The organism is Acinetobacter sp. 12966 (assembly GCF_031196995.1).
Taxonomy (GTDB): Bacteria; Pseudomonadota; Gammaproteobacteria; order Pseudomonadales; family Moraxellaceae; genus Acinetobacter; species Acinetobacter geminorum.
Genome location: NZ_JAVIMC010000103.1, coordinates 38,414 through 60,128, shown reverse-complemented (window position 1 = coordinate 60,128; position 21,715 = coordinate 38,414). Strand labels below are relative to the sequence as shown.

Sequence of the window (21,715 nt, the reverse complement as noted above, 5' to 3'; positions counted from 1 at the left end):
TATTTAAACATGAAATTTTTTAATGTGTAGCTTCGGGCTGTTACCCTATATTTAACTGTAACTTTAAATATTAAATAAAACCTTGATTTATATAAAATGTAATTTGAATGAATAAACATAATTAATATGAATATAGTTAAAATTACATTTGGGTACATAGAGGTTAAATAAAAGCTATGATCATTTCTAAATATGTATTTGTTATCTTTTATGAAGGAAAGCTATTTTTTATTATCCAATATTACATATTTTATATCCTGCGTAATGTAATAGAGCAGTTGTCTAAGTTTAAGATAGGGTAGTCCTTTAAATAGTCGTCTAAAATTATAAAAATTATTTTTATAATAAATACAATAAAAAAAGGTACCTACAGGTTTTTCTTGAGTTTCAGAACCTCCTTTTTTTAATAACCCGGTACAGGCAATATAAAGATCGGCATTCAGGAGTTCTTTACCTTTTTTGATCATTTCTACAGTGACTTGCATCGACTCAGGTGTATATTTTTCAATGAGTTCAGGTGAAATATGAAGTGTATTTTCTTTAACACGTAAGTCGTAACTGACTAAGCTCCCAATAAGAATATCACCTGAATAGGGACTCAAAGAAAAGCGGTAAGCTAAATAACCTGCAGATGCACTTTCAAAAAATGCGATTTTAATTTTTTCTTGTGCTAGTAGTTTGCAGCATGAGTTAAACATTTGTACTCTCCTTACAATTGTTTTTAATTTAGTTATAAGATTATTTTTGATTTCTTTTTGTTAAGTTTTTAGTCTGTATAATCTTAAAAGTAACTCAAATGTAATGAAAATTAATAATTTATATGTTTTTTATAAAAGCAAATATTTAAATTATTCTAAAGTTGAGAATGTAAATTTGTGTTATGATTTATGTTGTTGAATTTTAATGATTTAAAAGGGATGCGGTTTTTCTTAATAACGTAATATAACAAAGATATGCTGAGATTATAGTTTTCTTAAAGTATGGTAATTTATATCTCACTAAAGGAGAATAGAAATGCCTGTTGTAGTGAAAAAAAGATTATTAGACCTATTACAAGATAATCAACAGAGCTATTACGAATTATTTGTTTTTTTCCTTGATCCTGATATTTCTAGTTTTGAAAAAGGGAAGAAAGCAAAAGATTTCCTTAATAAAGAAATAGATAAAATAGATCAAGACGAAATTGATTTTCCCGCATCTATAAATACAGTTAAAGAATGGTGTGAAAATGATAATAAACAAAATTGTGAATTATTTCAGACTTACCTAAACCGTAGACAAAGTGGGGGGGGGAGAGAGTACTTCCAAAATGTCGGTCAGGCATTTGAATTTTTAATTAAAGTTTCTCCAACTAAAAAAGTAGACGGCGCATGGCTATATAGTTCAGTTCACTACTGGAATGATCCTATTTTTCATGACCTTATTATTACCTATCTAGAAGAGCTTGGACTCGGTGAGCCGAAAGCAAACCATGTCTGTATCTATGATGATTTGTTACGTAGTCTGGGGCTTGATAGTTTTGATCTACTTTTAGAGGATGAATACTATCATAATGCCGTGATTCAGCTGGCGCTTGGCTATGCTCCACCTGAGTTTATTCCCGAAATTGTCGGCTTCAATTTGGGTTATGAGCAACTGCCACTGCATTTACTCATTAGTAATTATGAGCTTGCAGAACTGGGTATTGATTCTAAATATTTTAATTTGCACATCACTATCGACAATATTGATAACGGACATGCAGATAAAGCCATTAAAGTTATAGAAAATATTTACAATAAATACAGAGATAAAGAAGCTTTCTTTAATAAATTAAAACGTGGTTTTGCTCTTAATAACCATGGTGTTTCTTCTTCAAAAATTATTAAAAATTTAAATCTTGAAGATTTAGTCCTTAAAATTTTAAAAAGAAAAGCGCTCGTGGGTCAGCTAATACATAACGAAACCAGACAGTTTGGATGTAAAACCATTAACCAATGGTTATCAAACCCAGAAGACGTTAAAGGCTTGGTTACACATCTCATTGATCACAAGTGGATTAAATTGAATACCGACCCTGAACAGAGCGTGTTCTGGCGAATGATTAATGAAGAAAATGGAAAAATGTTTGGGGTATTTAACCCTGTAGAACGTCAAATTATTCATGACTGGATTGCTGGTAGTGATCATTCTTCTAACTTCTTGGCATACAGTAGAGAACTAAAGAATAGCCAGCGTATTCAAGATTATCTGTTTAGCTATATTTCTGATGGCGAACTGGAAGCACTCCAAGAACGTATACGTCAGACACCTGATCTTGCCATAAAAATATGCAAGCTGACTCCGTTTTTGGCACCAGATTCACACCATAAAAGCATTGGGCTTTGGAGCACACGTAAATATGTCGAGCTCCTTTTTCCATATTTAAGTTCCTTTAACAAAACTAACTCTTGAAGTTTTTAACTCACCCCACGTTTAACTTTAAAACATAGGTAATGAACATGACTGATAATATTAAATCAACAAATAAAACAAGTGAAATGGCTGGTGCTGACGCTGCAAATAAAGCGAATACGAACCAAAAAACTGAACAATTAGACTCAGTCAGAGACGATGCAACCAATGAAGCATTAACCACAAATCAAGGGGTTAAAATTGCTGATAACCAGAATAGTTTAAGAGCAGGTATTCGCGGTTCGACACTATTAGAAGATTTTATTTTACGAGAAAAGATTACTCATTTTGACCATGAACGTATTCCTGAGCGTATTGTGCATGCGCGTGGCGTGGGTGCTCATGGTTACTTTCAGGCTTATGAAGGAAATGAGCGCTTAACAAAAGCTGGTTTTTTGACTGACCCAACCATTCAAACTCCAATTTTTGTACGCTTCTCAACAGTGCAGGGACCACGTGGTTCTGCTGATACGGTCCGCGATATTCGTGGTTTTGCCATTAAATTTTATACCCAAGAGGGTAATTTTGATTTAGTCGGCAACAATGCCCCAGTATTTTTTGTGCAAGATGGAATTAAGTTTCCAGACTTCGTTCATGCTGTAAAACCTGAACCAGATACAGAAATGCCAACAGGAGCATCTGCACACGATACTTTTTGGGATTTTGTGTCTTTAGTTCCTGAGTCAGCACACGCGGTGATTTGGGCAATGTCAGACCGTGCAATTCCACGTAATTTACGCTCAATCCAAGGGTTTGGGGTTCATACATTCCGTCTCATTAATGCCGAAGGAAAATCACATTTTGTGAAATTCCACTGGACACCTAAACAGGGTTTAAGTGCTTTAGTTTGGGATGAAGCTCAAAAGCTTGCAGGTAAAGACCCAGATTTCCACCGTCGTGATCTTTATGAAGCCATTGAAAATGGGGTTTATCCTGAATGGGAGCTCGGTGTACAAATTGTTGAAGAAGAAGACGAGATGAACTTTGACTTCGACTTATTGGATCCGACAAAAATTATTCCTGAAGAGTTGGTTCCAGTGACACCAATTGGCCGATTTGTTTTAAACAGAAATGTAGATAATTTCTTTGCAGAAACAGAGCAGGTGGCTTTCTGTCCGGGACATATTGTGCCAGGAATTGATTTTACAAATGATCCGCTTCTACAAGCACGTCTATTTTCATATACCGATACACAGTTAAGCCGTTTAGGTGGACCAAACTTCCATCAAATTTCGATCAATAAACCTGTGTGCCCATTCCATAATAATCAACGTGATGGTATTCACCAGCATACGATTCATAAAGGGCAGGCTTCATATCAACCAAACTCAATTGATAATGATTGGCCAGCTGAAACCCCACCTGCTGCTTCAAACGGCGGTTTTGAAAGCTATCCTGAACAGATTAGCGGACACAAACTTCGTCAAAGAAGCGAAACTTTTTCTGATCATTTTTCTCAACCGCGCCTTTACTACAAGAGCCTTGCCCCTCATGAGCAAAAGCATGTGGTCGATGCCTATACTTTTGAATTAAGTAAAGTGCAACGAAAACACATTCGTGAGCGTCAAGTTCAACAAATTTTGGCAAATATTGATCTCGACTTAGCACGACAAGTAGGCGCTAATTTAGGAATTGAAGTACCTGATTTAACGCTAGATTATAAAAAAACTGCAGTTGAAAAATCGGCTAAATTATCTTTCTTGGCTTTCCCACCCCAAGATATTCAAGGCCGAAAAGTTGCAGTACTCATCCATAATTTAGTCAAATCTGATGCATTAGAAGCTATGAAAAACTGGGCAATTAAAGAAGGGGTGACTCTTCATTTATTGGCGCCAAGCTTAGCTCCTGTAAAAGACCATAAAGACAACATTATTGTGGCTGATGGTATGCAAATGGCTGAGCCTTCAATTGCATATGATGCAGTGATTATTCCTGATGGCGATAACTTAAACGCTGTCATGCAAGACGGAGTAACTCGCCATTATCTATTAGAGGCTTACAAGCATTTAAAACCAATTGCGTTTTTAGGTAATAAATCTGATTTACTTGAACCACTAGGTTTAGTTCCCGATGAAGGCACTCTTGTTGGAGATGAATTCCAGCCGATTGCTGAAAAGTTCAAAAACTTGATTATGGCTCATCGTGTTTGGTCACGAGAACAAATAGCTGCTCAGATACCGGCTTAACAAACAAAAAAGCCCTGAAAGTTTTAACTTCAGGGCTTTTTTATATCTTAGGGATTAACCATTTACGATTTGACCGCCATTTACATGAATGACTTGACCTGTAATGTAACTTGCATCATCTGAGGCAAGGAAAAGATAAGCAGGTGCAACTTCACTTGGTTGTCCCATTCTTCCCATTGGGGTGTCTTTACCAAACTCCTTAACGGTTTCTGCATCGAAACTGCTTGGAATTAATGGTGTCCAGATGGGTCCCGGCGCAACACCATTTACCCGAATTCCTTTTTTCTGCTTCATTAAATTGTTCGATAAGCTACGCGTAAAAGTAGTAATCGCGCCTTTGGTACTTGCATAATCAATGAGCTCATCATGGCCTTGATAGCTGGTAATACTGGTTGTATTAATAATACTGTCGCCTTCTTCCATATAAGGAATGGCTTCTTTAGTAAGATAAAACATTGGGAAAATATTAGTTTTAAAAGTTTTTTCTAATTGCTCATTACTAATGCTTTCAATTTCTTTTTGTTGATATTGCACACCAGCGTTATTCACTAAAATATTAATTTTACCGTAATGTTGTAGAACTTTATCAATATCGAGTTTCGCAACATCTGGATCAGAAATATCACCTTTTAATAAAAGACAATGTTGTCCTTCTCTTTCAACGAGTTGTTTGGTGATTTCAGCATCTTGATCTTCTTCAAGATAAAGTATCGCAATATCGGCACCTTCACGAGCAAACAATACTGCGACAGAACGCCCGATACCGCTATCGCCACCACTAATAACGGCAACTTTACCTTTTAGCTTATCGCTCCCTTTATGTGAGCTTTTTATAATCTCTGGCTCAGGATGCATTTTTTCCTGATCACCTGGTTGATGAGGTTGAACTTGTGCGGGGGCAGATGTTGGATACTGGTTTGTTGAGTTTTCCATTTTTAAATACCTCGGTTGTAATATCTAATTTTTATATAGTGAGCTGTTACCGCGTAAATGTGAGTAAAATGAATTCTTTAATAAGTTGTCTTTGTTATTTTATTTATAAGGATGTAAAAAAATATTTTTATATTTGAGGGTTAAATAATATCGATCAACTTGATTTTATTTTTATCAATCATACTTTCAATAATAGATCTATTTCCTGTGTCTTCTAACCAGTTTTCTATAGGTATATTATTAGATAAGTCTAATATTTTTTTAATAATTTCTTTTGCTTCATCTATATTTTCTGAACTTTTATTATTTTTAACAGCTATATTATCTAGCAAAAGTTTTATATCTTCATTTTCTATATTTTTTGACTTAATGATATATAATTCTCTTTGGAAAGGATGACTTGCATGAGGTGGGTCTAATCTATAGCTCCATTCTTTGTCATAGTCCTGCCATGAGTTTTTAGACTTAATATGTCCTAGTAAAATTTCAGGGATAGAAATATGAATATATTGTAGAGCTGACTGTTGATTTTTTAATTGCATAGTTAAGTTACTCAAACCATCTTATTAAAATTAGTTTTAAATATTCATATTAATCTCTCAAGTAAATTAATTCTGAAAATGTAATGATATATGTTATTGTTTTTTAATTAAAATAATTGTTTGCTTGTTATTTTCTCAATAGACCTGATGTTGTGTTATTTTACTGTTTTGTACATTTTGAAATTTTTTGTTATCAGTTAAATTATTTTAACTATGTTTGTAAAACTATATTATAGTGTACTATTAGGTAATAATGAGTATGTTCATTATTTAAAGAGTAAAATTATTAATAATTAAAATTTTTAAAATATTTTAAAAATAATAACCTTATAGGAAATTTTATTTTTAGATTGATATACATTTAAAAGGATTGATACATCACTTGGGTGGGAAAATATTATAGATATTCTATTGTTATTAAATCCGTTAACTAAAAGCGGTAGTGACTATAATTAAATATAGGAAGATATAACTATGGCTAATACTAGATATGAAGATGATGATAACAATAGATCAGGTACTTCAAATCGTGGATTTGCAAGTATGGATCCTGAAAGAGTACGAGAAATAGCTAGCAAAGGTGGGCGAGCTGCTCACGCGAGTGGTAATGCACATGAGTTTACCTCTGAAGAAGCTCGTGAAGCTGGCCGAGCAGCCCATGCAAGTGGTAACGCTCATGAATTTACGTCTGAAGAAGCGCGTGAAGCGGGTGCATTAAGCCATAAAAATGATGGCCGTAATGGTCGTGGCCGCGGTCGTGATGATGACGACGATGATGATGATCGCGGAGGCCGTTCAGGTGGACGAGGTCGTGGTCGCAGCCGTGATGACGATGATGATGACGATCGCGGATGCCGTTCAGGCGGACGAGGCCGTGGCCGCAGCCGTGATGATGACGACGATGATGACGATCGCGGTGGCCGCTCAGGTGGTCGAGGCCGAGGTCGCAGCCGTGATGACGATGATGATGACGATCGCGGAGGCCGTTCAGGTGGTCGAGGCCGTGGCCGCAGCCGTGATGACGACGATGATGATCGCGGTGGCCGCTCAAGTGGTCGAGGCCGAGGTCGCAGTCGTGATGATGACGACGATGATGACGATCGCGGAGGCCGTTCAGGTGGTCGAGGCCGAGGTCGCAGTCGTGATGACGACGATGATGATGACGATCGCGGAGGCCGCTCAGGCGGACGAGGCCGAGGTCGCAGTCGTGATGACGACGATGATGATGACGATCGCGGAGGCCGCTCAGGCGGACGAGGCCGTGGCCGCAGTCGTGATGACGATGATGATGATGATCGCGGTGGCCGAGGTCGTGGCCGCAGCCGTGATGACGATGATGATGACGATCGCGGCCGTTCAGGCGGACGAGGTCGTGGCCGCAGTCGTGATGACGATGGTGATGACGATCGGGGTGGCCGTTCAGGTGGCCGAGGCCGAGGTCGCAGCCATGATGATGATGATGACGATCGGGGTGGCCGTTCAGGTGGCCGAGGCCGAGGTCGCAGTCGTGATGACGACGATGATGATGACGATCGTGGCCGCTCAGGTGGACGAGGCCGAGGTCGCAGCCGTGATGACGACGATGATGACGATCGTGGCCGTTCAGGCGGACGAGGCCGTGGCCGCAGCCGTGATGACGATCGTGGCCGTTCAGGCGGACGAGGTCGTGGCCGCAGCCGTGATGACGATGATGATGATGACGATCGTGGCCGCTCAGGTGGACGAGGTCGTGGTCGCAGCCGCGATGACGATGATGATTATGATGGCCGTGGTCAAAACTCTCGTAATCAAAAACGTGATGCCTACGGACGTTTTACGTCTTAAGCAGAATGTTTTAAAAACAAAGGAGGCTTTTGCCTCCTTTGTTTTTTAGCTTACTTATTTACTGAGGGAGAGGTTGTAGGCCTTTTACAATATCAAGGTATTCAGAACCGTTTAACCAAAAAGATTTTTTCAAAAAAAGTGTCGTCATAATACTTTCGGCTGCTTCGCTATCTGGATTTTCACAAAATAATCCGTAGCTTTCACCTAAAACCGCATCATTTTCAATTAGGCGGATATAGTAAGCATGTTGCTCATTTGCATAACCTAAAACCGCATCACGTTGATTTTTCATTTCGCATGTCTCCATACCAAAAAACTGAATTTAACCAGAATGTTAAGTGTTCAGAATCTCATTTGATAAAAATCAAAAAACAGTCAGCGATAACGACTATTCCGAAATAGGTTTTGATTTTCTTCAAATTGCCATTTTGGTTAAAACATCCCTGTTAAAAGCAAAATGGATTAAAATCTGATCATGAGATTTATTGTTATGCAAAAAAAATATTTCGTCAACTTGAAAATGTAACTTTTTCAAGTTACATTGTTTGTGTAGGATTTGAACAGTGGAGTGGAGGCAATATGCCAAAGAAAAAAGAGTTCGAGCATGGCGGTGCACGAGAAAATGCCGGACGTAAAGCACAGTTCAATGAACCCACCAAAGTCATTCGTGTTCCCGAGTCTCAAGTTAACTTTATCAAAAATTGGTTACTGAATAATGTCAAAACCAATAACTTGACCGACTTTAACTCAAAACTTAATGTCCAACAGGTCCACCCGAATAACGATAAAATTTACCACATTCCTTTGGCAACTGAACGTGTTGCGGCAGGTTTTCCTTCACCTGCGCAAGATGATATTGAGCAAGCACTTGATTTAAATGAATATTTAATTAGAAATGAAAATGCCACGTTTATTGTTAAAGCCAACTCTTTATCCATGTTAGATGCTGGAATTGATATTAATGATCCGCTTATTGTGGACCGTAGCATTCCCGCTAAATCAGGTGATATTGTGATTGCACTCATCGACAATGATTTTACTGTGAAGCGCTTAATGATTGATAGTCAATTTCATCCACCTAAAGTTTGGCTGAAAGCAGAGAACCCTGATTATCAGAATATTTATATTGAAGAGGGGCAAGAACTGGTTATTTGGGGAGTGGTGACTTATAACCTCAAACGAATGAGATAATTTTTTCTCATATTTTATATTCAAGTTACTGACCTGGAATGGAGGCCAGTAACTTTTGCTGAATGACTTTTTAAATTTGTCCAATCAATAAACATGTAGCGATAACAACCATCAAACCACCTGAAAAACGACCAACTAACTGTGCTGCTTGTGGTCTGGTTTTTAAAATAGCCTCTGAACCATAACCTACCATTAAGTAAATTATCGCGCAGCTAATCATGTGAACAACACCAAAGGCAAGAATTTGTGTTGTCACTGACCATGAAGCAGTAGTATCAATAAACTGAGGAAGCAGGGCTAAAAAGAGTAAAAAAACTTTCGGGTTTAATCCACTCACGTAAACGCCTTTGGTTGCCCAGCTCAACCATGACTGAGCTTTTTCAGAACCAGACTCGTTCGGAGTAGGAGGGGTAAGTAATAAATTTATACCCATCCATAACAAATAAGCAGAACCCGCAACAGTAAGAATCATTAGAGCAGTTGGATTATTTGCTACAAGCAGACCAACACCAGCCGCTACCAATAAAATCGTAATAAAGTGTCCAAATAGCATACCTGCGACGGCGGGTACGACGACTTTGCCTTTAATCCCTGCTGAAATGGCATAGGCCCAGTCTGCCCCTGGCGTAATAATAAAAAGAATGGAGACACTCCAAAATGCAATAAAAATGTTAAAAGCCATATGCTTATCTCAGCAAACTATTTTCCAAAGGTTTCGCTCGTGGTTTAGAAAAAATCCCTATTTATGCGAGCTTGTTGAAAATAATATGCTCATGTATTTAGAATGTGCTTTTAAATGTTTGCTCATATCACACTCATTTGGGGTAAATTTTTCTAAATGGATCGCACAGATAAAAAGATTCTTGCTGAATTGCAATTAAATGGCCGATTATCTATCACCGAGTTGGCAGAAAAAGTCGGTTTGAGCATTTCACCTTGTCATAGACGAGTGAAGGCTTTAGAAGAGTCTGGAGCTATCAAAGGTTATCGGGCAGAACTCGACCCAAACTTAGTGGGATTTGAATTTTCAGCGATTGTTTTTATTACGCTTAAAGAGGGCGATAAACAGGCAGTCGAGAAGTTTGAAAATGCCGTGATAGACATACCGCAAATTATTCAGGCACAGCGTTTGTTTGGTGAGCCAGATTATTTACTACATGTGGTGGCTAAAGATTTACCTGCTTTCCAGCGTTTGTACGATGAAAAATTATCTGCTATTCCAAGTGTGCAACGGCTCATCTCAACCATCGTGATGAAAGATGTAGTGCCTGAACGTTTATTCCCGATTGGCTAAGAATCATCAGATATAAAAAAAGAAGCTTTAAAGCTTCTTTTTTAGTTTTAAGAATATTTAAGCATCGAGTGTTTTACACAAAGAACAGATCGTACCGTTATGTTTGTGAGAGAACATAATATCTGGACGTTCATAGCCTTGCTCACATACGCGGCAGTGATAGACGGTAGCAACAGGAGTGCCTTCAGCATCGTAACGTGGTTCTTTAATACCGTCATCGTTTGACTTGATGTAGTATTTTCCTTTGGTTAATAAACCCATGATTGGTGTTAATACAAAAGCAAGCACAAGTGCGATAAGCGGTGAGTAAGGTGCCAAGAAACTACCGAGTAAGCCGAAGAATGCTGCAATCGATAAGCCTGCTGATACAAGGAATGCAACCATACCGACAGGGTTTACGTTGTATAGCATGTCACGGCGGTATTCCGGCTCTTTAGGTGAAAGTTTTAAAACATATTTGTTGATTGAAATGTCTGTTGCAACAACTACAACCCATGCAATCGCAAAGTTTGAATAGAACCCTAAGATTTTACCCAGTACCGCAAACATGTTGCCTTCCATTAAAGCAAGCGCAATTGCCAAGTTCACCATCACAAACACAATACGACCCGGATAATGTTTGCTAATACGAGTGTAGGCACTTGTCCATGCAAGGGAACCAGAGTAAGCATTAGTCACATTAATTTTAATTTGAGAAATGACCACCAAAATCACTGCGAGTGTTAAAGCAGCCCAGCCCGGAAGCATGTCATGAAACGCCGCATTAAACTGTTGAACAGGTTCAGTGCTGTTTACGCCCGGTATTTTAGTAAGTAAATAGAAACCTAAAAATGCCCCGATAATTTGTTTAATCGCCCCTAAAATCACCCAACCCGGACCCGCTGAAATAACCGCAGCCCACCATGCTTTGCTATTTTCTTTTGTTTTAGCAGGCATGAAGCGTAGGTAGTCAATTTGCTCACCAATTTGCATAATCAAAGATAGACATATACCAGCACCCAACATGATTGCTGCCATGTCTACAGTTGCGAAACCTTCGTTACCTGTGAAAGTTGCAAACTGGCTGACTAAGGTAGGTTCTTGATAAATCAGATAGGCCACAGGACCAATCATCAGAACCAGCCAAAGCGGGGTAGTCCAGACTTGTAATTTACTTAAGGCTTTCATGCCGTAAATTACCAGCGGTATGACCATAACTGTTGAGATGAGATAACCTGCCCAAAGCGGAATACCTAAACCGAGCAATAACCCTTGCGCCATGATTGAACCTTCAAGGGCAAAGAAAATAAAGGTAAAACTGGCGAAAATGATACTGGTCAGGACTGAACCGATATAACCGAAACCTGCACCGCGGGTAATCAAGTCAAGATCGATGTTATAGCGCGCTGCGTAGTAGGCTAAAGGAATGCCGGTTAAGAAGATAATAATCGCTGCAAATAAAATGGAGAAAACAGCATTGGTTGTTCCGTAAGACATACCAATACTGGCGCCAATAGAAAAGTCAGCAAGATAGGCAATACCACCAAGTGCAGTAATAGCGACAACTTTGGGACTCCAGCGCCGAAAGCTGTGTGGAGCATAACGTAAAGTATAATCTTCTAAGGTTTCATTCACTGCTTTTTGTGAATCTGTACCTTGCACAGTGTCCAGATTTGGATGTTCAGATACACTCATAACATCAATCTCCCAATCATTTTCGGTCAATCAACACAAATATTGATCATTGTTTTTTGATGGATTTGAGTGTGTGATTTTTGGGAAAAATTGAAAATACGTTATTTTGCGTATATGTGCGTATTCGAGAAAATCACCATGATAATTGACTTTTGGCATAAGGATTGCTGGGGTTAATGCAGCCCTATCCAAAACATGAGTGTTATGCTAGATTCTTCACGCCCCCAACAAGCGCCACAACGTGTGATCAAAACACGCCGTGAATATAATATTTGGGTGGCAGATGAAAGTATCGAAGATTATGCGCTCCGCTATGCACCCACCTCTGTACGTAAATGGTCACCTTGGACTGTGACCAACACCGCAATTTCGACCGTTAGCTTTTTGGCGATGGAAGCCATTGGGGCGACCATGCTTTGGCAGTATGGCTTTAGTAATGCAGTATGGGCAGCAGTAGTCGTATGTACCATCATATTTTTAACCAGTTGGCCGATTAGTTACTACGCTGCAAAATATAATGTAGACGTCGATTTGCTTACTCGTGGTGCAGGTTTTGGCTACATTGGCTCAACCATTACATCTCTGATTTATGCGAGCTTTACCTTTATTTTGCTTGCGTTTGAAGCCGCAATTATGGCGATGGCACTTGAGCTTGCTTTAGGTATTCCGCAAGTTATTGGTTACTTAATTTCTGCCTTAGTGATTTTGCCTTTAGTAGTTAAAGGCATTGGTTTTATTAATAAAGTTCAGGCAATCACACAACCCATCTGGCTCTTATTGCTGTTATTACCGTGGTTTTTTGTACTTTGGAAACAGCCACAAATTTTAAGTAGTAGTCTGCATTTTGTTGGTGCGGTTTCAAACTCGACTGATTTTAATCTGTATTACTTTGGTGCGGCGTGCACTCTTATTTTTTCATTTGTGATCCAAATTGGTGAGCAAGCTGACTATTTACGCTTCTTACCGCAAAAAGAAAAGAACAGAACCGCATGGCGTTTTGCCGTTTTTCTAGGTGGTCCATCTTGGATTATTTTTGGATTTCTAAAAGTTTTGATGGGCATGCTGCTGATGGTGTTAGCTTTTCAGTTGTTTATTCCTGTCTCTGAACTAGATAATCCGACTTATTTATATTGGGTTGCCTATCAACAATTTATTCCAAACCCTCAGCTAGCGTTAATATTGACTTTAGCACTGGTTTGCTTGGCGCAAATTAAAATTAATATGACTAATGCCTACGCTGGCTCACTGGCATGGTCAAACTTTTTTGCGCGCTTAACTCATAGCCATCCGGGGCGAATTGTCTGGCTTCTTTTTAACGTTTTTATTGCCATTGTTTTGATGGAAATGGGCATTAGCCATGCAGTTGAACGCATTTTGGGACTATATAGCAATATCGCTTTGGCATGGATTGGTGCCGTTGTTGCCGATTTAATTATCTGTAAGCCTTTAGGCTTAAGCCCAAAGGGAATTGAATTTCGCCGTGCTTATTTATATGACATCAATCCCGTAGGTGTAGGCGCGTTACTCATCGCTTCAGTGTTATCGATGCTGAGCTATTTGGGCTTTTTCGGTCTCATGGCGAAAGGTTTAGCAAGTTTCATTGCTTTGGGGAGTGCGGTGTTATGCGTTCCTATTATTGCTTACCTAACTAAAGGCAAATATTACATTGCACGCCAGCCTGAAAAAATTCAGGCGACTTCGGTTGCTAACTGTGTCGTGTGTGAACGGGATTATGAGCTTGCTGATATGGCGGGTTGCCCAGCCTATAACGGTACGATTTGCTCTCTATGCTGTTCACTTGAAGCACGCTGTCACGATTTATGTAAACCCGATGCACGTTGGTCAGTACAGCTCAAAAAAGCCATCTGGCACTATTTACCAGAACGTTGGGCTAGCCGTTTAAATAGCAGGGTCAGTTTGTATCTATTGCTGACTCTAGGGCTGTCTATTGTTTTGGCAGTGAGTTTAAGTCTGGTTTATATCCAAGAAAAAACCTATTTAGAAACCATTAATGCTGCAGCCGTTCCTCAGTTATTTACACTGTTTGTCAAAATCTACACCATTTTATTTTTATTAATGAGTGTTGCTGCATGGTGGTTAGTGTTAAACGATGAAAGTCGTCGTAATGCCGAAATCGAAACGCATCAGCAAACTGCATTATTGATTGATGAAATTGCTGCCCATGAAGTCACTTCAAAAGACCTGCAAGATGCCAGAATTTCAGCAGAACGGGCAAATGATGCAAAAAGCCGTTATGTCATTGGCATTAGTCACGAACTAAGAACGCCTCTAAATAGTATTTTAGGCTATAGCCAATTACTCCAAAAACAAGAGCAGCTCTCAGAACAAGGCAAAATGGCGCTCGGTGTGATTAGCCGTAGTGGGCAGCATTTAACTTCACTGATTGACGGTTTACTAGATTTAGCGCGAATTGAAACAGGCAAGATTTCTTTAAATGTAGTGGACGTTCATTTCCCAAATTTTATTGAACAAATTATTCAAATGTTTCAGCCACAGTTTGAACAGAAGAATTTACAGTTTGTTTATGAAATTGGAGATAACCTGCCGCACTATGTTCGTACCGACAAAAAACGCTTAGAACAGATACTTATTAACTTACTAGGCAATGCTTTAAAGTTTACAACGAGCGGCACAATTACTTTGAAAGTCGAGTACCGATTTCAAACAGCATATTTTGAAATTAGAGATACGGGCTGTGGTATTGCCGAGGCAGATTTAGAGCGAATCTTTAACCCGTTTGAACGGGGTAGCAATGTGGTTCAAGGCGGATTTACCGGAACAGGGCTAGGCCTACCCATTGTAAAATTATTAGTCGATTTACTTGGTGGCCAGCTAGCTGTGACTAGTCAGCTCAATCAGGGTTCACAGTTTAAGATTAAGTTTTATTTACCTTCAAAAGAAGTGGTTCATCCAATTTCTAATGTTTATTCCAACCAAATTACGGGTTATCAGGGCGAGCGTAAACGAATTTTGGTTGTCGATAATGAAGCGGTGGACCGAGGTTTAGTTGCTAATTTTCTCAAACCTTTGGGATTTATGATTGAAGAGGCCGAGTCGGGCATTGATTGTTTAAGACGTGTACCTATTTTCCAACCTAATCTGATCTTGATGGATTTAAATATGCCTTTGATGGGCGGTTGGGAAACTGCGCGATTATTGCGTCAGAATAATATTACCAATGTGCCGATCTTAATTATTTCAGCGAATGCAGGCGAGCGTGAAGTCAATCCACAAGACGCCGTCTTAAGTGAAGACTTTATGTTAAAACCAATCGATCTTAATTTGTTGCTGAGTAAAATTGGAGATAAGTTGGGTTTGATATGGATTGATTCCAAATCAGATGCACACCTTGAAAATAATGAAGTTCAAACACTTGATCTAAATATATATAAGCAAGAGCAAACCACTGTTCATGCACCAATTAAACAGCCAGAAGATAATGAGCTACTCGATTTACCGCAAAGCTTGCAGCAATTAAATGATTTGATTGGACAAGGTTATATCCGTGGAATTCAACAGACTTTAACGCAATGCCGTCAAAATTTTCCAGAGCATAACGAGTTATGGGAACAGCTTGAACAGGCGATTCAAAAGTTTGATTTAAAACACGCGCAACGATTAATTCAGGATAAGCAATGAGTACGCAACAAGTTTCTTTTCAGCAAGCTTCACCAAATGAGCAAGCTGTTATTCTGATTGTGGATGATGTGCCAGAAAATTTAGGCTTGCTACATGAAAGTCTGGATCAGGCAGGTTATCGCGTACTTGTCACAACCGATGGGTTAAGTGCTATTGAAATAGCACACCGATGCTTACCAGATATGATTTTGCTTGATGGCAATATGCCACATATGGATGGTTTTGAAAGTTGTATACAGCTTAAAGCGAGCCCAATTACCCAGTTTATTCCCGTCATTTTTATGACAGGCTTGTCGGAAACAGAGCATATAGTGCGAGGTTTCCAGGTCGGCGGGGTGGACTATGTAACCAAGCCTTTGAATATTGAAGAAGTACTAGCAAGGGTAAAAACACATTTGGCACATGCCAAACTATTGCAGCAACAAAAACAGGTGATTGATGCGACGGAAACAGCCATTCTTGCGCTAGATGTTCAAGGTAAAATTGTTTGGAAAACCCAAAAAGCCAGTGATTTACTGAATCAATATTTACCTGAATTAGAGGGCTTTGAAGCAGGCTTAAAAGCTTGGTTTTCAGATTTAGTACATGAAAAAGACCCTAAAAAATTAACCAGCTGTTCTTATTCAACGCCATCCCAGCAATTACAGCTTTTATTGCTTACACCGTGGGAAAGTGAGCAAAGTGTGGCAAAAAATTATCTGATACAGATTAAGACTTCTACGCCGGCTTTGGAAATGGCTGATATTTTGAAATATTGCCCACAGTTGACTCAACGTGAGGCAGAAGTCATGCATTGGTTGTTGTTAGGGAAAACCAATAAAGATATTGCAGAAATATTGGAGCTTAGCCCACGGACCGTGAACAAGCATTTAGAACATATTTTTGAAAAACTTTGCGTTGAAAATCGAACTGCTGCCGTGGCGCACATTAATAGTTTGGTGCAAGAGTTTCACTAATTTAAGTGATGATTGTATTTAAAAAGCATACAGACTCACTGCTAAAAATAGTCTATTTTTTTACACTTAAATTTGTTCTTATAGATAAAGATATATAAAGTCATTTTTAAATAAATTTGAGCCATAATATGAGGAATTCATTGTGAATATTCAACAAAAAGATGATGCAAAACACGGCAGCTTTAGCTTACTTGATGGTGAAACTGTTGCAGGTGAAATGACTTATACATGGGCAGGCGAAGGCATGCTGATTATTGATGCTACAGATGTAAATGAAAATTATCGGGGACAAGGCGTAGGTCGCCAATTACTGGATGCTTTGGTGGCTTTTGTTCGTGAAAAAGACGTAAAGGTGATTCCGCTTTGCCCATATGCTAAATCGGTTTTTGATAAAGACCCAAGCATTGGCGATGTACTTAGAAAATAAGCAGTAGATTAAAAATTATTTAAGAAAAATCGGGCGTTGGTGTCCGATTTTTATTGGATGTTATGAAATTGTGATTTATAAGATAACTTTAGGATTTGCAGATAATTTTAACTAAGTTAACTACACAAATGCTTTTAATAACGTTGGTTCTGCTGCTAGTTTATCTGCTAAATATTGAATCAACACACTTAATTTAGGCGGGACATGCCGTGTTGGTGGGTAAAGTAACCACAGCCCACCGCTATAATAGGTTTTAAAATCCCAGTCTGGTAAAACCTGAACTAAGGTACCTTGTTGTAGAGCATGGCGTGCAACGAAGTACGGCAAGCTCGCAATACCTAAATGCTGTAATGCAGCACTCAAACGCACACCCGTATGGTTTGCTGCATAACGACCACGCACAGCAACACTTATCGATTTATTTCCTTGCTGAAATTTCCATTTTGAGTCACTGGCTTGTTCACCTAAGTAAATACATTCATGCTGCTTTAAATCATGAGGATGGTTTGGTGTACCATACTTGGCCAAATACTCAGGTGTAGCACAAACCAAGTGATCAATATCAATCAGCTTTCGGCCCATAAGGCCACCCGGTGGTTGCTCTGTAATCCGAAGTGCTAAATCGACTCCATCATCAATGAGATCTACATAACGATCTTCTAAAAGCATTTGAATATCAATTTTCGGGTAGCGTTCTAAAAATTCGGGTAAATGCGGATGAATCATAAAATGTCCCACAGCTTTTGGAACACTCATGCGAATAATACCTTCTGGCTCGACATGAAATTGGCCTGAACTTTCCATGACTGCTTGCGCAGCATTCACCATGTCTAAACAGCGTTGATAGACCTGTTGTCCACTTTCACTTAAACGAAGTTTCCGTGTAGTCCGATAGAGTAAGCGGGTGCCTAAAGCACGTTCTAAACGAGCAATCGCGCGGCTCACAGCAGAAGGTGTTGTACCAAGCTGGCGGGCAGTTTCAGAAAAGCTTTCCGACTCGACAACCTTAACGAAAGTCGCCATTTCATTTAACAGAACCAGATTTTGATTTGTGCTCATGAGGCAAAAGTTATTTAGATTTTAATTGGATTATCGCGTCTAAAAAATCGCAATACAATCTTTTAGGTGATTTTCAGGAAACTAAATTGTTATGTGGCAGTTGTATGGACATGAGTTTTTAACGCTAGCTCTTATTCACTTTATGGCGGTGATTTTACCGGGACCAGATTTTGTGATTACGGTAAGACAAAGTGTACGTTATGGTTATTTGATTGGATGTTTGACCGCAATTGGTATTGGCGTCGGGATTTCGGTGCATGTGTTTTATACGCTTGTTGGCATTGGTTTTTTGATTCAACAAAGTGAATGGCTCATGTCACTGATTAGAACAGCGGGAGCATCCTACTTGCTGTATTTAGGATGGCAGTGTTTACACAGCCAGCCGAATACCAACAATATTGAGATTAATGGTCAAGCAGACAGTGACACGCCGAGTTTATTTAAAGCCTTTACGATGGGTTTTCTGACGAATGCGCTAAACCCCAAAGCCACTATCTTTTTTCTGGCAATTTTTACGACGATTGTAAGTACGACCACACCGATGAAAGTTCAGGTCTTTTATGGGGTGTGGATGTGTATGGTCAATGCCATCTGGTTTATGATAGTGAGTGTGCTGTTTGCACAGCCTATTGTACGGAAACGTTTTTTGGAGTTTGGGGTTTATTTTGAACGGGTAATGGGAGTTTTATTAATTGGAATTGCATTGAGATTGATTTGGGGGTTGTTTGTTTAATTTAACTTGATACGTTCTCATCACATTCATTTGATAAGTTTGAAATATATTTTATATATTCCAAACTTAGACTTTCTAAAATATAGAAATTAAGCAAATCCACCATTTACCCGAATGACTTGAGAATTTACCCAGCTCCCATCTGGACCAGCCAGCATGGCCACTACGCCAGCAATTACTTCAGGTGTTCCGATTCGTTCCAATGGAGCAAGTTTTGCGATAGCTGCTACTTGCTCATCAGTTTTTCCATTATAAAAAAGGTCAGTACCTGTCGGGCTGGGTGCAACAGCATTTACTGTAATATTTCGTCCACGTAACTCATTTGCTAACACATGTACTAAACCTTCGACACCTGCTTTTGAAGCAATATAAGGACCATATGCCGGAAAAGATTTGGCAATTACACTGGTTGAAAGCGTAATAATCCGACCACCATCTGGCACTGTTTTGGCCGCATGCGCCAATATTAAAAACGCACCACGTAAATTGGTATGAATCACTTTGTCGAAATCTGGCAGGCCTTCAGGTGTAATTTTTGCCATAGGCATAATACCGGCACTATGAACTACCACATCTACTTGACCGTTAATGGCCTTTGCCTCTTGAAATAAACGGCTCACCTCATGTTCATTTGCAACGTCCGCTTGAATAGCTAAGGCTGACCACCTTGCTCAATAATATGTTCTACAGTGGCTTGGGCATGCACTTTATTGCCAGCATAATTAACAATCACATAAAAACCATCTTGAGCTAAACGTTCTGCAATAGCACGGCCAATACCACGTGATGCACCAGTAACCAGAGCTGTTTTTCTTGAAATATTCATTTTTAAATTGCCTGTTTGAGTAGGTATGGCTTATTTTAATAATATAGAAATATGGGATAAATCGTCAGAATTGGATAAGATAATTCCATATAAATTAATAATGGATAGGGTTAAAAGCGAGCACCATGGACAAATTTGATACCTTGCAACTTTATACCCGCATCGTAGAACTGGGTAGTTTTAGTCAGGCAGCTGATCAACTAAATATCCCACGCGCTACAGCAAGTAATGCCATTAAGAAGTTAGAGAGTAACTTACAGTGCCGTTTACTAGAACGGACGACTCGGCATGTAAGGCCATCGCTAGATGGGCAGGCATTTTATGAACGCTGTACACAAATATTATCGGAACTCGATGATGCCGAATCATCTTTACGTAATGTAATTGCACAGCCCCGAGGTTTACTACGTGTCGATTTATCAGGCGCACATGCGACTAAAATTGTTTTACCCAATATCGATCAATTTCATCAGTTATACCCCGACATTGAACTTGTAATTAGTACGGGTGACCGCTTGGTTGATCTGATTAGGGAAGGGATAGACTGTGTGGTGAGAGCGGGCCGTTTAGATGATTCCACTTTAATTGCTAGACATTTGGTCGATATGCCACAAGTGATTTGCGCGAGTCCTGACTATTTAAATAAACATGGAACGCCACAGCAACCAGAAGATTTGTTATCACATTATTGTGTCAATTTCTTTTCGACATCAGGCGGACGGAATTATCCATTTGAATTAATGGTGAATGGCAAAAAACAAGATTATTTTTTGAAAAGTTGGATTGCGGTAAATGACGCTGAAAACTATGTATTATCTGCTTTACGTGGGGCAGGTTTAATTCAAGTACCGCGCTACCATGTGGCAAATGAGCTCAAAAATGGGCGACTGGTTGAGGTTTTATCTGAATGGGAAATCCCGAAGATGTCAGTTTCTGCTTTATATCCGCAGCATCGGCAGCTCTCGCCACGCGTACGAGTTTTTGTCGCTTGGCTGAGTGAGTTATATATTGGGTATTTTGCCAACTTTGAATACCCGCAAAAATGAAATATCTTGCGGGTAAGTCAAAAACTGAATGATTTTTTTTAAGACTGATTCTGCAATTTATCTTGAGTCTTGGTCTCAAAATCACTCGCATCATGGCGTTCATGCAACTGCGTAGCTAAATCACCAAAAGTACGGTTGACCATACGACCACGTTGTACCGCAGGGCGCGCTAAAATCGCATCTGCCCAACGTTGAACATTTTTATATTGATCGACACCTAAAAACTCCGCGCCGTTATACACCCAGTTTTTAACAAGACCACCATACCAAGGGAATGCTGCAATATCAGCAATCGAATATTCAGAACCTGCCAAATATTCATGCTTTGCTAGATGCTGATCTAACACATCAAGTAAGCGTTTTGTTTCCAAGGCAAAGCGGTTAATTGCATATTCAACTTTAACGGGTGCATAAGCATAAAAATGCCCAAAACCGCCACCTATGTAAGGTGCGCTGCCCATTTGCCAGAATAACCAATTAAGGCATTCAGTACGTGCAGCAATATCAGTTGGAATGAAAGCTTTAAACTTTTCAGCCAAGTAAAGCAAAATTGAGCTAGATTCAAATACTCTTAATGGCGGGTTTTGGCTATGGTCAACCAATGCTGGAATTTTAGAGTTTGGATTAATTTCTACAAAGCCACTGCCAAATTGCTGACCTTCACCAATTTTAATCAGCCATGCATCATATTCAGCATCTTGATGTCCTAATGCTAAAAGTTCTTCTAGCAAAATAGTGACTTTTTGGCCATTAGGCGTTGCTAAAGAGTAGAGCTGGAGCGGATGTTTACCGACGGGAAGTGTATGCTCGTAACGCGCACCTGAAGTCGGTTGGTTTAAATCGGTTTTTTCTCCAGTCCATTGCCAAACTTGTGGAGGAATATAGGTTGAATCACTCATTTTTTATCTCGTGTTTGGTGTAAATAAAAGGC

At 39.3% G+C, this 21,715-nt stretch carries 18 protein-coding genes and 1 pseudogene; 10 read left to right on the top strand and 9 right to left on the bottom strand.

Annotated elements, in window-relative coordinates:
• Positions 1-221: 221 nt before the first annotated feature.
• Positions 222-698, bottom strand: coding sequence for a CinA family protein (locus RFW85_RS16115; RefSeq protein ID WP_170247832.1), 477 nt, complete (start codon positions 696-698; stop codon positions 222-224).
• A 316-nt stretch (positions 699-1,014) separates the two neighbouring features.
• On the opposite strand from RFW85_RS16115, the gene RFW85_RS16110 reads away from it, so the two are divergent.
• Entirely contained in the window at positions 1,015-2,433 is a 1,419-nt protein-coding gene (locus RFW85_RS16110) for an iron-containing redox enzyme family protein (protein ID WP_170247831.1), read from the top strand.
• A 41-nt stretch (positions 2,434-2,474) separates the two neighbouring features.
• Positions 2,475-4,619, top strand: a complete 2,145-nt coding sequence (gene katE / locus RFW85_RS16105; RefSeq protein WP_170247830.1) for a catalase HPII — start codon at positions 2,475-2,477, stop codon at positions 4,617-4,619.
• Between the two features lie 54 nt (positions 4,620-4,673).
• On the opposite strand, the gene RFW85_RS16100 is transcribed toward katE, so the two are convergent.
• Both RFW85_RS16100 and RFW85_RS16095 read right to left on the bottom strand, forming a co-directional pair.
• Positions 4,674-5,552, bottom strand: coding sequence for an SDR family oxidoreductase (locus RFW85_RS16100; RefSeq protein ID WP_170247829.1), 879 nt, complete (start codon positions 5,550-5,552; stop codon positions 4,674-4,676).
• Positions 5,553-5,692: 140 nt separating this feature from the next.
• Positions 5,693-6,094 (bottom strand): DUF6367 family protein, encoded by a 402-nt coding sequence (locus RFW85_RS16095; RefSeq protein ID WP_170247828.1) that lies wholly within the window; start codon positions 6,092-6,094, stop codon positions 5,693-5,695.
• 474 nt (positions 6,095-6,568) lie between these two features.
• Between RFW85_RS16095 and RFW85_RS16090 the strand changes: the two genes are divergently transcribed.
• The gene (locus RFW85_RS16090; RefSeq protein ID WP_170247827.1) at positions 6,569-7,918 is read left to right on the top strand and encodes a KGG domain-containing protein; all 1,350 of its coding nucleotides are present in this window, start codon (positions 6,569-6,571) and stop codon (positions 7,916-7,918) included.
• Between the two features lie 58 nt (positions 7,919-7,976).
• On the opposite strand, the gene RFW85_RS16085 is transcribed toward RFW85_RS16090, so the two are convergent.
• Complete coding sequence (locus RFW85_RS16085) at positions 7,977-8,210, bottom strand: hypothetical protein (protein WP_002114518.1); 234 nt, start codon at positions 8,208-8,210, stop codon at positions 7,977-7,979.
• A gap of 287 nt (positions 8,211-8,497) precedes the next feature.
• Here RFW85_RS16085 and RFW85_RS16080 point away from each other — a divergent pair, with 287 nt between their 5' ends.
• Positions 8,498-9,109: a LexA family transcriptional regulator gene (locus RFW85_RS16080; protein ID WP_005069871.1), complete on the top strand. Its 612-nt coding sequence runs from the start codon at positions 8,498-8,500 to the stop codon at positions 9,107-9,109.
• A gap of 70 nt (positions 9,110-9,179) precedes the next feature.
• On the opposite strand, the gene RFW85_RS16075 is transcribed toward RFW85_RS16080, so the two are convergent.
• The gene (locus tag RFW85_RS16075) at positions 9,180-9,791 is read right to left on the bottom strand and encodes a LysE family translocator (RefSeq protein ID WP_000885232.1); all 612 of its coding nucleotides are present in this window, start codon (positions 9,789-9,791) and stop codon (positions 9,180-9,182) included.
• A 156-nt stretch (positions 9,792-9,947) separates the two neighbouring features.
• Here RFW85_RS16075 and RFW85_RS16070 point away from each other — a divergent pair, with 156 nt between their 5' ends.
• On the top strand, positions 9,948-10,403 hold the full coding sequence (locus RFW85_RS16070) for an Lrp/AsnC family transcriptional regulator (RefSeq protein ID WP_000376211.1): 456 nt from the start codon (positions 9,948-9,950) through the stop codon (positions 10,401-10,403).
• A gap of 57 nt (positions 10,404-10,460) precedes the next feature.
• On the opposite strand, the gene RFW85_RS16065 is transcribed toward RFW85_RS16070, so the two are convergent.
• Positions 10,461-12,077 (bottom strand): cytosine permease, encoded by a 1,617-nt coding sequence (locus RFW85_RS16065; protein ID WP_216076489.1) that lies wholly within the window; start codon positions 12,075-12,077, stop codon positions 10,461-10,463.
• A 195-nt stretch (positions 12,078-12,272) separates the two neighbouring features.
• On the opposite strand from RFW85_RS16065, the gene RFW85_RS16060 reads away from it, so the two are divergent.
• The 3 genes from RFW85_RS16060 (at position 12,273) to RFW85_RS16050 (ending at position 17,120) form a co-directional block, all read left to right on the top strand.
• Positions 12,273-15,737 (top strand): ATP-binding protein, encoded by a 3,465-nt coding sequence (locus tag RFW85_RS16060; protein WP_170247825.1) that lies wholly within the window; start codon positions 12,273-12,275, stop codon positions 15,735-15,737.
• Positions 15,734-16,693: a response regulator transcription factor gene (locus RFW85_RS16055; protein WP_170247824.1), complete on the top strand. Its 960-nt coding sequence runs from the start codon at positions 15,734-15,736 to the stop codon at positions 16,691-16,693. The genes RFW85_RS16060 and RFW85_RS16055 overlap by 4 nt, the downstream gene beginning before the upstream one ends.
• A gap of 142 nt (positions 16,694-16,835) precedes the next feature.
• Positions 16,836-17,120, top strand: a complete 285-nt coding sequence (locus RFW85_RS16050) for a GNAT family N-acetyltransferase (protein WP_005069864.1) — start codon at positions 16,836-16,838, stop codon at positions 17,118-17,120.
• 120 nt (positions 17,121-17,240) lie between these two features.
• Here the strand turns inward: RFW85_RS16050 and RFW85_RS16045 are convergent, their stop codons facing one another.
• Positions 17,241-18,179, bottom strand: a complete 939-nt coding sequence (locus tag RFW85_RS16045) for a LysR family transcriptional regulator (RefSeq protein ID WP_170247819.1) — start codon at positions 18,177-18,179, stop codon at positions 17,241-17,243.
• 91 nt (positions 18,180-18,270) lie between these two features.
• Here RFW85_RS16045 and RFW85_RS16040 point away from each other — a divergent pair, with 91 nt between their 5' ends.
• Complete coding sequence (locus tag RFW85_RS16040; RefSeq protein WP_170247818.1) at positions 18,271-18,912, top strand: LysE family translocator; 642 nt, start codon at positions 18,271-18,273, stop codon at positions 18,910-18,912.
• 89 nt (positions 18,913-19,001) lie between these two features.
• Here the strand turns inward: RFW85_RS16040 and RFW85_RS16035 are convergent.
• A pseudogene (locus RFW85_RS16035) lies at positions 19,002-19,738 on the bottom strand (SDR family oxidoreductase).
• 125 nt (positions 19,739-19,863) lie between these two features.
• On the opposite strand from RFW85_RS16035, the gene RFW85_RS16030 reads away from it, so the two are divergent.
• Positions 19,864-20,784: a LysR family transcriptional regulator gene (locus RFW85_RS16030; RefSeq protein WP_170247816.1), complete on the top strand. Its 921-nt coding sequence runs from the start codon at positions 19,864-19,866 to the stop codon at positions 20,782-20,784.
• A gap of 38 nt (positions 20,785-20,822) precedes the next feature.
• Here the strand turns inward: RFW85_RS16030 and yghU are convergent, their stop codons facing one another.
• Positions 20,823-21,683, bottom strand: a complete 861-nt coding sequence (gene yghU / locus RFW85_RS16025) for a glutathione-dependent disulfide-bond oxidoreductase (RefSeq protein ID WP_170247815.1) — start codon at positions 21,681-21,683, stop codon at positions 20,823-20,825.
• Positions 21,684-21,715 lie beyond the last annotated feature (32 nt).

Excerpts from the sequence above, each read along its gene's own strand:
- RFW85_RS16060 (WP_170247825.1), top strand. The coding sequence starts at position 12,273 with ATGAGTGTTATGCTAGATTCTTCACGCCCCCAACAAGCGCCACAACGT.
- RFW85_RS16065 (WP_216076489.1), bottom strand. The coding sequence starts at position 12,077 with ATGAGTGTATCTGAACATCCAAATCTGGACACTGTGCAAGGTACAGAT.
- RFW85_RS16055 (WP_170247824.1), top strand. The coding sequence starts at position 15,734 with ATGAGTACGCAACAAGTTTCTTTTCAGCAAGCTTCACCAAATGAGCAA.
- katE (WP_170247830.1), top strand. The coding sequence starts at position 2,475 with ATGAACATGACTGATAATATTAAATCAACAAATAAAACAAGTGAAATG.
- RFW85_RS16080 (WP_005069871.1), top strand. The coding sequence starts at position 8,498 with ATGCCAAAGAAAAAAGAGTTCGAGCATGGCGGTGCACGAGAAAATGCC.
- RFW85_RS16075 (WP_000885232.1), bottom strand. The coding sequence starts at position 9,791 with ATGGCTTTTAACATTTTTATTGCATTTTGGAGTGTCTCCATTCTTTTT.
- RFW85_RS16100 (WP_170247829.1), bottom strand. The coding sequence starts at position 5,552 with ATGGAAAACTCAACAAACCAGTATCCAACATCTGCCCCCGCACAAGTT.
- RFW85_RS16090 (WP_170247827.1), top strand. The coding sequence starts at position 6,569 with ATGGCTAATACTAGATATGAAGATGATGATAACAATAGATCAGGTACT.
- RFW85_RS16030 (WP_170247816.1), top strand. The coding sequence starts at position 19,864 with ATGGACAAATTTGATACCTTGCAACTTTATACCCGCATCGTAGAACTG.
- RFW85_RS16070 (WP_000376211.1), top strand. The coding sequence starts at position 9,948 with ATGGATCGCACAGATAAAAAGATTCTTGCTGAATTGCAATTAAATGGC.
- yghU (WP_170247815.1), bottom strand. The coding sequence starts at position 21,683 with ATGAGTGATTCAACCTATATTCCTCCACAAGTTTGGCAATGGACTGGA.
- RFW85_RS16040 (WP_170247818.1), top strand. The coding sequence starts at position 18,271 with ATGTGGCAGTTGTATGGACATGAGTTTTTAACGCTAGCTCTTATTCAC.
- RFW85_RS16115 (WP_170247832.1), bottom strand. The coding sequence starts at position 698 with ATGTTTAACTCATGCTGCAAACTACTAGCACAAGAAAAAATTAAAATC.
- RFW85_RS16095 (WP_170247828.1), bottom strand. The coding sequence starts at position 6,094 with ATGCAATTAAAAAATCAACAGTCAGCTCTACAATATATTCATATTTCT.
- RFW85_RS16085 (WP_002114518.1), bottom strand. The coding sequence starts at position 8,210 with ATGAAAAATCAACGTGATGCGGTTTTAGGTTATGCAAATGAGCAACAT.
- RFW85_RS16045 (WP_170247819.1), bottom strand. The coding sequence starts at position 18,179 with ATGAGCACAAATCAAAATCTGGTTCTGTTAAATGAAATGGCGACTTTC.
- RFW85_RS16110 (WP_170247831.1), top strand. The coding sequence starts at position 1,015 with ATGCCTGTTGTAGTGAAAAAAAGATTATTAGACCTATTACAAGATAAT.